Source organism: Pseudomonas sp. HP_01 (assembly GCF_055284355.1).
Window position 1 is genome coordinate 57,076 of sequence record NZ_JBTOPV010000078.1, and the last position, 11,883, is coordinate 68,958.

At 61.6% G+C, this 11,883-nt stretch carries 9 protein-coding genes; all 9 read right to left on the reverse strand.

Annotated elements, in window-relative coordinates; genetic code table 11:
• Positions 1 to 64: 64 nt before the first annotated feature.
• The 9 genes from ACYAR8_RS24120 to iolE all read right to left on the reverse strand — a co-directional run bounded on the left by ACYAR8_RS24120 (position 65) and on the right by iolE (position 11,832).
• The gene (locus ACYAR8_RS24120) at positions 65 to 469 is read right to left on the reverse strand and encodes a TraR/DksA family transcriptional regulator (RefSeq protein WP_265386574.1); all 405 of its coding nucleotides are present in this window, start codon (positions 467 to 469) and stop codon (positions 65 to 67) included.
• Between the two features lie 349 nt (positions 470 to 818).
• Positions 819 to 1,841 (reverse strand): ABC transporter permease, encoded by a 1,023-nt coding sequence (locus ACYAR8_RS24125; protein ID WP_074891219.1) that lies wholly within the window; start codon positions 1,839 to 1,841, stop codon positions 819 to 821.
• Between the two features lie 110 nt (positions 1,842 to 1,951).
• Positions 1,952 to 3,514, reverse strand: coding sequence for a sugar ABC transporter ATP-binding protein (locus ACYAR8_RS24130; RefSeq protein WP_463581269.1), 1,563 nt, complete (start codon positions 3,512 to 3,514; stop codon positions 1,952 to 1,954).
• An 85-nt stretch (positions 3,515 to 3,599) separates the two neighbouring features.
• Positions 3,600 to 4,526 carry a sugar ABC transporter substrate-binding protein gene (locus ACYAR8_RS24135; RefSeq protein WP_463581270.1) on the reverse strand — a complete coding sequence of 309 codons (927 nt, stop codon included), beginning with the start codon at positions 4,524 to 4,526 and terminating at the stop codon, positions 3,600 to 3,602.
• 691 nt (positions 4,527 to 5,217) lie between these two features.
• Positions 5,218 to 6,237, reverse strand: coding sequence for a Gfo/Idh/MocA family protein (locus ACYAR8_RS24140; protein WP_463581271.1), 1,020 nt, complete (start codon positions 6,235 to 6,237; stop codon positions 5,218 to 5,220).
• Positions 6,238 to 6,412: 175 nt separating this feature from the next.
• Entirely contained in the window at positions 6,413 to 8,344 is a 1,932-nt protein-coding gene (gene iolD / locus ACYAR8_RS24145) for a 3D-(3,5/4)-trihydroxycyclohexane-1,2-dione acylhydrolase (decyclizing) (RefSeq protein ID WP_463581272.1), read from the reverse strand.
• Between the two features lie 196 nt (positions 8,345 to 8,540).
• Entirely contained in the window at positions 8,541 to 10,040 is a 1,500-nt protein-coding gene (locus ACYAR8_RS24150; protein WP_074891127.1) for a CoA-acylating methylmalonate-semialdehyde dehydrogenase, read from the reverse strand.
• Between the two features lie 26 nt (positions 10,041 to 10,066).
• Positions 10,067 to 10,876 carry a 5-deoxy-glucuronate isomerase gene (iolB, locus tag ACYAR8_RS24155; RefSeq protein WP_463581273.1) on the reverse strand — a complete coding sequence of 270 codons (810 nt, stop codon included), beginning with the start codon at positions 10,874 to 10,876 and terminating at the stop codon, positions 10,067 to 10,069.
• Positions 10,877 to 10,878: 2 nt separating this feature from the next.
• The gene (gene iolE, locus ACYAR8_RS24160) at positions 10,879 to 11,832 is read right to left on the reverse strand and encodes a myo-inosose-2 dehydratase (RefSeq protein ID WP_463581274.1); all 954 of its coding nucleotides are present in this window, start codon (positions 11,830 to 11,832) and stop codon (positions 10,879 to 10,881) included.
• Positions 11,833 to 11,883: the final 51 nt, after the last annotated feature.

Sequence of the window (11,883 nt, forward strand, 5' to 3'; positions counted from 1 at the left end):
AGAGCAAGGACGGTGCGCAGTGGAACGGCTCGACCACCCGTTGCGGGCGGTCGAACCCGATGGATCACGCCTGACGCTGGTGGCGGTCGATCTGCTCGTGACGTTCTTGAGCTTCGATGCAGTACTTGGTGGTCGGGCTGATCAGCAGGCGCTTGAGGCCAATCGGCTCGCCGCTGTCTTCGCACCAGCCAAAGGTGTCGTCAGTGATGCGGCTCAGGGCCATTTCCAGCTGTGGCAGCATGCGCTGGTCGCGGTCAATCACGTTCACCAGCCAGTGACGCTCTTCTTCCACGGAAGCTGCGTCGGCAGGGTCAGCCGGGGTGTCCAGGCTTTCGATCGCGATACGGCTCTGCTCGATGCGCGCGTGGATTTCGACTTTCATGGCTTGCAACAGGTCGACGAAGAACGCGTGTTGCTCGGCGTTCATGTAGTCATCGGCCGGCATCGCCAGCAACTTATCCTTGGTCATTGATTTCTCTATAAAAAAACGTGCATTAAGGCGATCTCAAAGGTGCGCCTCAACCTGGCATTAAACGCGCCGTAGTCTCGAAGCGCCGCTTGGCACTCAATTTACGAGGGGCGGCAGTCTAAGGCCGGGTTCGGTACTCGGCAACATAATTGATCAGGATTCGTCCAACAAGGGCTTGAATACCCGGTGGCGTTGGGTCGCGCCGGGGTTTTATTGCACACTTCGCCCGGCTTGGGCGTCCTCAAAAAGAGGCAGATGGTGTCTGACCGGCCGTGGCGTGATCGGTTCAAACCGATAAAAAAACGAAAAGGGCCTGCGAACAGGCCCTTTGTATTAACGCATGCTCGACTCAGCGCTTGAGCTTGCGCTTGTTGCGGTACTGATCGATGACCACGGCGACGACGATGATCAGGCCTTTGATGATGTCCTGCACGTAAGCATCCACGCCGACAAAGGTGAAGCCGCTGGCCATGACCCCGAGGATCAACGCGCCGATGACGGTGCCGGTGATCCGGCCGACGCCACCGGCCAGGCTGGTGCCGCCGATCACCGCCGCCGCGATGGCGTCCAGCTCGTAGGAAACGCCCATGCCGGCCTGCCCCGTGGCCGCCCGCGCCGAGGCCACCACCCCGGCCAGCCCGGCCAACAGACCGGCGATGCTGTAGACGATCACCAGATGACGCTTGACGTTGATCCCCGAGGTGCGCGCCGCCTGCATGTTGCCGCCGATGGCATAAGTGTATTTGCCGTATTTGGTGTAGCGCAGGGCGATGTGAAAGATGACCGCAACCACCAGAAAGATGATGACCGGCATGGCGCCCTGCCCGATCGCGGTGTAGGAATCGTTCAACATGCTGACGGGCTGGCCGCCGGTGTAATAGCGCGCCAGGCCCCGCGCCGACACCATCATGCCCAGTGTGGCAATGAACGGAGGGATCCCGGTAATGGCGATGATGCTGCCGTTGATCGCCCCGGCGAGCAGGCCCACCCCAAGTCCGGCGATGACCGGCGCCCACACCGGCAGATCGGTCAGCGACGGAAACACCGCGCGGGTGTAATCCGACGATTGCGCCAGGCTGGCGGCAATCATCGCCGACAGCGCCAGCACCGAGCCTGACGACAAGTCGATGCCGGTGGTGATGATGACCTGGGTGACGCCGATGGCCAGCAGGCCGATGATCGAGACCTGCAGAATCATCAGCACCAGCCGCTGGGAGTTCATCAGAAAGCTCTGATCACGGACGATCCAGCCGAACAGCTCGAAAATCAGGCCGATGCCAATCAGCACCAGAAAGATGCTCAGTTCGGTGGGCATTCGGCGCTTGTGCTTGCGAGGCGCCAGCGCGGGTTTGTTTTCCAGCATCGTGTTCATCTTCATGTGTGCCTCTTGTTCTTTTTCGACCCGACTGGGGCATTACGACTGGGCCGTGGCGCAGTACTCGAATCGGCGTTTCAGTCGCCAGAGATCTGGTGAACGGGGAGTCAGTGAACAGGGTTTCCGGACGCCAGGTGCATGACCCGCTCCTGGGTGGCTTCGGCGCGGTCAAGGGTGCCCATCATTTCGCCTTCGTGCATGACCATGACCCGGTCGCTCATGCCCAGCACTTCCGGCAGCTCGGAAGAAATCATGATCACCGCCATGCCTTCGCTGGCGAGCAGGGAGATCAGCCGATAGATCTCGGCCTTGGCGCCGACGTCGATGCCGCGGGTGGGCTCATCGAGAATCAGCACCCGCGGATTGGTCATCAGCCAGCGCGCCAGCAGGGCTTTCTGCTGATTGCCGCCGGACAGCGTGTCGATGCATTGCTCAAGGGACGGCGTTTTCACCCGCAGCTTCTTGCACATGTCTTCGCACAGCACACGCAGGGCTTTCTGGTGGACAAAACCGTTGCCGACGTAATGGGGCAGCACCGCCATCTCCATGTTTTCCAGCACCGACAGGCACGGAAACAGACCGCTGAGCTTGCGATCTTCGGTCAGCAGCGCAAAGCCTTTCTCGATGGCGAAGTGCGGGTCGCTGACACGGATCGGCGTGCCGTCGAGGAGGATTTCTCCCCGTGAACTCGGCGTGATGCCGAAGATCGTTTCAGCGACATTGGTGCGCCCCGAGCCCATCAGCCCGGCGATGCCCAGCACTTCACCGGCGTGCAGGTCGAATGACACGCCTTCGAACACACCGTCCAGAGACAGGTCGCGCACCGACAGCAGCAACTTGCCCACCGGCTGATCGCGTTCCGGAAACAGCTGGGTCAGTTCACGTCCGACCATCATCGAAATCAGGCTGTCGCCGTTCATGCTGTCGGCCCGCTGCAGGCCGATGTAGGCGCCGTCACGGAACACCGCCACTTCATCGGCGATGGCGAACACTTCGTTCATCTTGTGGGTGATGTAAATGATGCCCTTACCCTGGGCGCGCAGGTCGGCAATGATCGAAAACAGGTGGGCCACCTCCGTCTCGGTAATGGCGGAGGTCGGCTCGTCCATGATCAACACGTCGGAGTCGTAGGAAACGGCCTTGGCGATCTCGACCATCTGCCGTTCGGCGATGCTCAGGTTGCCGACCTGCTCTTCAGGATCGAGGTTGATGCGCAGGCGTTCGAGCAATTCTGCCGTGCAGCGGTGCATCGCGCGGTGGTCGACCATGTGCAGGCCGTTGAGCTGCTCGCGGCCGATCCAGATATTCTCGGCGATGCTCATGTGGGGCATCAGGTTGAGCTCCTGATGGATCATTGCAATGCCCGACTGCAGCGCCGCCAGCGGCGACTGGAACACCACCGGCTTGCCGCGCAGGCGGATTTCGCCGGTGTCGGGCTGGTAGATGCCGGCGATGATTTTCATCAGCGTGGACTTGCCCGCACCGTTCTCGCCCATCAGCGCCAGTACGCTGCCGGGGCGCACGCGCAGTTGCACGTTATCCAGCGCCACCACCCCGGGGAAGCCCTTGCTGATGTTGGTGATCTCCAGCAAATAAGGGTGCTCGGCGTCGTTCGCCGTCCCGGAGACGGGCGGGTTCGTTGAAGCCGAAGCGGTTGTGGAAGCGAACATGGTCACAGGCTCCTCGGGTGACAGGGTCGGCAGAGGCACGGCCGGGCCGTGGTCTGCCGGGTGTCAGTCGGTGTGAGGTGAGCGGTTATTTGAAGGTATTGACGTTGTCCGGCGTGATCAGCTTGAAAGGGATCACGATGGCCTGTTCGGGCAGCGTTTCCTTCTTCGCCAGTTTCACGGCCGCATCAATTGCGCCCTCGCCCTGACCCTTGGCGTCCTGGAAGACCGAGACAGAGAGGTCGCCCTTCTTCACCGCGCTCAGGCCATCCGGTGTGCCGTCGACGCCGGCCACAAACACCTCACCTTTCTTGCCCGCCTGCTTCAGCGCCATGGCCGCGCCGATGGCCATTTCGTCGTTGTTGGAGATGACCGCTTTGAAGTCGCCGCCCTGGGTCAGCCAGTCATTGGTGACGTCCATCCCCTTCTGCCGCTGCCAGGCGCCGGTCTGCTCCTGGGTGACTTTGATGTTGGGGTAGTTTTTCAGGACTTCTTTCACACCCGCCGTGCGGTCGCGGGTGGAGTTGTTGGCCAGCTCACCGAGCAAGATGACGACATTGCCTTTGCCGTCCATCTTCTTGGCCAGGTATTCCATCTGCATGCGCCCGGCTTCCTTGTCGTCGGAGGTCACGGAAGCAACGCCTGCGGGCAGTTTCGGATCGTCCGGGCGGCGGTTGACGTAAACCAGCGGGATGCCGGCGGCCGTGGCCATCTTGGTGATGCGGTTGGTCGCTTCGGTGTCGACCGGGTTGACGATGAGCGCATCGACTTTTTTGCCGATCAGCTCTTGCACCTGATCGAGCTGTTTGTTCACGTCATTGCGGCCATCGACGAACTGCAGATCGACGCCGCCCATGGCTTTGACTTTCTTGTCCATGTCCTCGCGCATGTAGGTCAGGTAAGTGTCATCGAACTGCGACATGGATACGCCGATCTTCAGGTCGGCGGCCAGGGTGGCGCCGCTGCTCAGCATCAGGGCCAGGGCGAGTGAGGTGAAACGGAGCGGGGTATTCATGAACGGTCTTTCTCCAGATTCTTGTTGTTGTAGTGGCAGGAATAACGACTGCTGGAGGTGCTGATACTTAGCGCGGAGCCATTGGCGCCGTGTCTGAGAGATGCGCGACCGACCCGCCCGATGGCCCGCACACCACAACGCCGCGGCTTTGGACGCAGAGCACGTGAGCGATGGTTTCAAGGGCGGATTCGAAAGCCGGGGCGGCGTTGGTCAATCTGTCGGAAACGGAGCGGGGAATGGCGGGAAGCGCGAGTAAGAAGGGACGGCAAGCCTTGGCGGCTGATCTGAAGATGTTCATCGGCGGTACCTGTCTGCGATTGGCTTTCTTGTTTTTGTGTCGCGCGTCCGGCCTGCTGCCGGGAGACCCGGCACCAGGCGCTGACGGCGATCGTCGGCAACCTGGAAATGACTCTATTGGAAAATAATTTCTACTTCAACAGCTTTTAGAATTAATTTCTATTTTGATGTTTTGTCGCCTGAAGCTCAGTTATCGGGGGGTGTACACGATGCCCTGTAGGCGCGAGCTTGCTGGCAAACACGGTGTGTCATTCACCTCCCCGGGTACAGGCCCATCGTGGGTTCGCCAGCAAGCCGGCTCCAACGGGTCGGGTGAGTCATCTCCATTTCTGGTGCAGACCCACCGTGTTCGCCAGCAGGCCGGCTCCTACGGAGTGAGATGCGTGCAGACCTCTCACAGCACCACCACCCTGCCCTCCATTGCGCTGATCCTCGCAGCATCCAGCACTTTGGCCGAAGCCACGGCATCGTTTGCATCCACAGGATTACGCCCCTGATTCATCACCGCCTCCTGCAGCTGCCGGTAAAATTCAGTCCAGCAGCCACGCTCCGACGGGACCCGCTCGCGGTGCTCGCCCTGCTCGAACCAGCCCCAGCGTCGATGTTCTTCCACGCCCCAGCGTTCGCCTTCTGACTTGGGAGATAAGCCTGCAAGTGCAGCGGCTTCCTGACCGTCGAGGCCCTCCACGGTATAGCAGCCCTGGGAACCGTTGACCCGAAATCTCGGGCCTTGAGCGTTCTGCAGGCAGTTGCCCCAGAGGTGCGAAACCACGCCATTGGCATGGGTCAGTGAAACAAAGAAGCCGTGATCGGCTTTCTGCTCCGGCGTGGCGAACTCAAGCTCGGCGTATACCCGCTTCACCGGCCCGAACAACAGCAGCGCCTGGTCCACCAGATGGCTGCCGAGATCGCGGAGAATGCCGCCGCCGCTTTCCTTGCCCACGGAGGACGGCGAATAGCGCTCGACCCGGGACTCAAAGCGGCTGATGTCGCCGAGAATGCCCTGATCGATCAGTTTGCGCACGGTGAGAAAATCCGAATCCCAGCGGCGGTTCTGGTACACACCCAACAGCACGCCTCGGCGTTCGGCGGCATCCACCAGCTCTTTTGCAGCCTGGGCATCCGACGCGAACGGCTTGTCGCTGACCACGGGGACGCCCAGTTCGATAGCGTCCAGAATCAATGCACGCCGGGAGGCCAGCGGTGTCGAGATCACCACTGCATCAATACCGGCGGCGACCAGATCGGCCAGGCTGTCGAAGGCCGGGACTTTGGGGTAATCGTTGCGCAGGTCCTGACGGCGTTCCGGCGAACGGGTGACCACGCCGGCAAACGTCACGCCGGGCTGGCTGGCAATCAGCGGGGCGTGGAAATAGCGCCCGCCTTTGCCGTAGCCGATGAGTCCGATTTTCATGTGTAATCTCCTTGCAACACCTTGTCTGGCTCCTACAGGACAAATGTGTCTCAGCAGGATGAAAGCGTTCCCACTGTAGGAGTGAGCTTGCTCGCGATAGCTTTCCGTCCGGTACATATATGTATCTGATACACCGTCATCGCGAGCAAGCTCACTCCTACAAGGGTCATATCCATTAATACTGACGCGCCTTGGCCAGCGCCGCTTTTTGCCGCTCATACGCCTCGGCCGTTGTGCCGGTGGTCGACACCTGCGCCACGCCCACGCGCCACCACGACAGGTAGCCGTGGATCATGGTTTTCGGCAGCACCTTGATGTCGATCAGCGTCGAAACCGTCTGCGTACGCGCATCGGCCAATGCCGCCTCCAGCTCCTGGGCGTTGCTGACCTTGTAGGTCTTGCAGCCATACGCCGCCGCACTCATCGCAAAATCCACCGGTACAAAGTCGCCATCCAGCTGACCGGTCTCGGGATTGCGGTAGCGGAACTCGGTGCCGAAGCTGCCCATGCCGTTGCCCATCTGCAAATTGTTGATGCAACCGAAGGCCATGTTGTCCAGCAGCACCACATTGATCTTGCGCCGTTCCTGAATCGACGTGGCCAGCTCCGAGTGCAGCATCATGTAGGAACCGTCGCCGACCAGCGCGTACACCTCACGCTCCGGCGCCGCCATTTTCACGCCCAACGCGGCGTTCACCTCATAGCCCATGCACGAATAGCCGTACTCGACGTGATAACTGTCGACACTGGTGCTGCGCCAGGCCCGCTGCAAATCCCCGGGAAGGCTGCCAGCCGCCGCGACGATGACGGCGTCCGCTGGCAATTGCTGGTTGAGCACGCCCAACATCCGGCTCTGGGTCAGGCATGACCCGGTCATCTCGATGAAATCGCGCAGCACCTGAGGGTCGAGATGGCCGCTGACTTCCGGCTCGAAAGCCTCGGTCTGGTATTCCACGGCGTACAGCCGGTCCACTTCCGCGTCCAGGGCGGCCCTCGCCTCTCGCGGCTGATCGCCCCATTGCGCGCGGTAGTCGCCCAACTGATCCGCCAGCGACTGCAACGCCAGACGCGCATCGGCCAGCACCTGCACGCCATCGAGTTTCTGCACATCGAATGCGCCGACGTTGAGGTTGAGAAATTGCACGTCAGGGTTCTGGAACAGGGATTTGGAGCCGGTGGTGAAGTCGCTGTAACGGGTGCCGACGCCGATGATCAGGTCCGCTTCCCGGGCCAGGGTATTCGCCGCCAGGGTGCCGGTCTCGCCGATACCGCCCATGTTCAGCGGATGGGCGGAGACGATGGCGCTCTTGCCGGCCTGGGTTTCGCTGAACGGAATGCCGAAGCGCTCGGCGAACGCCTGCAACTCGGCGGCCGCACCGGAGTAACGCACGCCGCCGCCACAGATCAGCAGCGGCTTGCGTTTGCCTTTGAGCAGCGCCACGGCGTCGTTGAGCATGGCTTCGGTGGGCGGACGTCGGTCGATGCGGTGCACGCGCTTTTGCAGGAATGAATCGGGGTAATCGTAGGCTTCGGCCTGCACGTCCTGGGGCAGCGCCAGGGTGACAGCGCCGGTTTCGGCAGGGTCGGTGAGTACGCGCATAGCGTTGAGGGCCGCGCTCATCAGTTGCTCGGGGCGGTTGATGCGGTCCCAGTATTTGCTCACGGCCTTGAAGGCGTCATTGGTGCTGATGCTGAGGTCGTGGAACTGCTCGATCTGTTGCAGCACCGGATCGGGCTGGCGGCTGGCGTAGACATCACCGGGCAGCAACAGCAGCGGAATGCGGTTGGCCGATGCGGTGGCCGCAGCGGTGATCATGTTCGCGGCACCGGGGCCGACCGATGAGCTACAGGCGTAGACCTTGCGCCGCAGGTGTTGCTTGGCAAACCCCATGGCAGCGTGGCACATGCCTTGTTCGTTGCGGCCTTGATGGACGATGAGCCCGCCGCTGTCCTGCTCCAGCGCCTGGCCCAGGCCCAGCACGTTGCCGTGACCGAAAATGGTGAACACCCCGGCGACGAACTTGCTCTGCACGCCGTCGACTTCGACGTACTGGTTATCGAGAAACTTCACCAAGGCCTGGGCCATGGTCAATCGAGTCGTGATCATGCTTGCACCTTGTTGTTATTAGAGGTGATTGCTTCATCTGCTCACCGCGATCCCCTGTAGGAGTGAGCTTGCTCGCGATTGCTATGTGTCATCTGCACAGGTCTTGGCTGATACCACGCAATCGCGAGCAAGGTGGAGCGCCACCCCGGTCACTCCTACAAAGGTGATGCATCGCAGGCAGGATTGATGTGGCCTCTTACTTCGCCGTCGGCATGCTGAATTCCGCGCCCTTGGCGATGCTGTCCGGCCAGCGCTGCATGACGCTTTTGTAGCGGCTGTAAAAGCGCAGGCCTTCTTCGCCGTAAGCGTGGTGATCGCCGAACAGCGAGCGCTTCCAGCCACCGAAGGAATGCCAGGCCATCGGCACCGGGATCGGCACGTTGATGCCCACCATGCCGACCTTGATGTTGCGCGCAAAGGCCCGGGCGATGCCGCCGTCGCTGGTGAAGCACGACACGCCGTTGCCGAATTCGTGGGCGTTGATCAGCTCCACCGCCGAAGCGAAATCTGGCACGTGGACGATACCCAGCACCGGTCCGAATATTTCTTCCTTATAAATAGTCATCTCCGGCGTCACGTCATCGAACAGCGTGGCGCCGACGAAGAAACCCTGTTCCGCTCCCGGCACGCTGAAGTTGCGCCCGTCGACAATCAGCTTCGCGCCTTCCTGCACGCCCTGGGCGATGTAGCCCTCGACCTTGGCCTTGTGCACCGCGGTGACCAGCGGGCCCATGTCCGAATCGGCGTTCATGCCGTTGCCGACCTTGAGCGCATCGATGCGCGGCAGCAGCTTGTCGATGAGTTTCTGCCCCACGTCACCCACCACCACGGCGATGGAAATCGCCATGCAGCGCTCGCCTGCCGAACCGTAGGCCGCGCCGATCAATGCGTCGGCGGCCTGATCCAGGTCGGCATCGGGCATGACGATCATGTGGTTTTTCGCACCGCCGAGGGCCTGCACGCGTTTGCCGTGTGCAGTGCCCTGCTGATGAATGTATTCGGCGATGGGCGTGGAGCCGACAAACGAAATCGCCTCGATGCCCTTGTGCTGCAACAGCGCGTCCACGGCGACTTTATCGCCCTGCACCACGTTGAACACGCCATCGGGCAGGCCCGCCTGTTTCAACAGCTGCGCCATCAGCAGGCTCGCGGACGGGTCGCGCTCGGACGGTTTGAGGATGAAGCAGTTGCCGGTGACCAGCGCCATGGGAATCATCCACAGCGGCACCATCACCGGGAAGTTGAACGGCGTCACGCCAGCGCAAACCCCCAGTGGCTGACGCAGGTTCCAGTTGTCGATGCCGCCACCGATGTTGTCGCTGTAGTCGCTCTTCAACAGGCTCGGCGCGCCACAGGCGAACTCGACGATCTCGATGCCTCGAACCACTTCACCCTTGGCATCGGAAAACACCTTGCCGTGCTCGCGGCAGATGATGGCCGCCAGTTCGTCATGGTGCTGGTCGAGCAATTCCTTGAACTTGAACATCACCCGCGCACGGCGCAGGGACGACTGATCCGCCCAGGCGGGAAACGCCGCCTGGGCAGCGGCAACGGCTTCGTCGACGGTCTTCAGTTCCGCCAGCGCGACCCGAGCCTGCACGGCGCCGGTGGCCGGATTGAACACGTCGCTGAAACGCTCGGCGCTGTCGTGAATCTGGCCGTTGATGTAGTGGCCGATGATCGGGGCGTTGCTCATGACGGGCTCCTTCAAAAAAATTCGGGTTACAGATCCAGCAGCCAACTGTGCTGCGGATCATTGTGAAATTGCCATGCGCGTTTGGGGCCGGCCATCACGTTCAAATAATAGGACTCGTAACCATACGGCACGGTGACCGGGTGATACCCCTTGGGCACGGTGACCAGATCATTGTTCTCAACGGCCATGGCCTGATCGATGCTGCGATCGTCGGTGTAAACGCGCTGGAACACATAGCCCTGGGGCGGGTTGACCTGATGGTAATAGGTTTCTTCGAGAAAGCTCTGGTGCGGTAAATCATCTGTGTCGTGCTTGTGCGGCGGGTAGCTCGACGAGTGGCCCGAGGGCGTGCGCACCTCCACCACCAGCAATGAATGTGCAGGTTCGGAATCGGGAAGGATGTCGCAGACGTAACGGGTGTTGGCCGCCCGGCCGCGCACGCTGCGCTTCATCGTGTCGGGCGTAATCAGCCGCGCGGGCAGGTCTTTGGACGCATCACCCGGCGCGACGCACACGGCAATCTGCACTGCGCTCAACGCCGTGACTTCGGCCTGACTCCCCGGCGGCAGGTACACAGCGAAAGGCGATTTGTCCTCGAACACGGACTGCCGATCGCCGAGGTTTTCCCAGTTGAAACCGCCCTGCCCCGGCGCCTCGCCGCTGACGCTGATGCGACCGCTGAGCAGCACCAGGCAGATTTCCTTGTCGCCCGCACTCACCGGCAGACGTTCGCCGACGCTGAGTCGGTGGGCGGAGAACCCGACGTAGGTCAACACGCCGTCGGCCAGCGCTACGACGTCGCGCCCTTCTGCTTTGCTCTTGACCAAGAGATTCATGTTCACAGGCTCCTGTGTTCAGGCGGTTGTTGAGGCGTGCTGTGTTGTTGAGCGGAGTGATTCACCTGCGCGGCGGCCAGCAACGTGCGCAGGGTCTCGTAGCCCTTCTTCGCATAGACATAGCTCGGCGCGACGGCCGGGTCCTGTTCCGCTTCGACCACCAGCCAGCCTTGGTAACCGGCCTGCATCAACACGTTCAGCAGCGCGGCGAAATCGATGTCGCCATCGCCGGGCACGGTAAAGGTGCCGTTGACGATGCAGTCCGGAAAGCTCCACAAGTTGTTGCGCGCCAGTTGCACCACCGGCTTGCGCACGTCCTTGAAATGCACGTGGCAGACGCGATTGATGTGTTTGCTCAGCACCTCCAACGGTTCGCCGCCACCCATGTAACAGTGACCGGAATCGAACAGCAGGCCGACTTCGTCGCCGGTCAGGATCATCAGCGTGTCGATGTCCTCAGGGGACTCCACGTACGCGCCCATGTGATGGTGATAGGCCAGGCGAACGCCCCGGGACAGCGTGAACCGGGCCAGCTCGGTGAGTTTGTCGGCGTAGGCCTGCCAGGCACTGGCGCTGTGGAAGCGCGGCCGCTCGACCAGTCGGATGCGCTGGCCCTGAATCGAATCGGCCACTTCACCGTAGACCAGCACCGTGGCGCCGCTGTGCTTGAGCAGTTCGACGTGGCTGGCGATGGCGTCGATTTCCTCGGCCGCCGAACGGCTGGCGAGTCGACCGGAATACCAGCCTGACACCAACGCCAGGTCATACGGGCGCAACACACCGGCCACGCCTTGGGCGTCCTTGGGGAATTTGCCGTTGAGCTCGAAGCCTGCGTAGCCGATCTCCTTGCCCTCACTAAGGGCCGTGCTCAGAGGCGTTTCCCCGCCGAGGGCCGGGAGGTCGTCGTTGCTCCAGGAAATCGGGTTGATGCCAATTCGGATTGCAGAAGCGGGCATGGCTGCACCTTTATTGTTGTTATCTCGTTCAACTGAAAACACAGGCCTGGC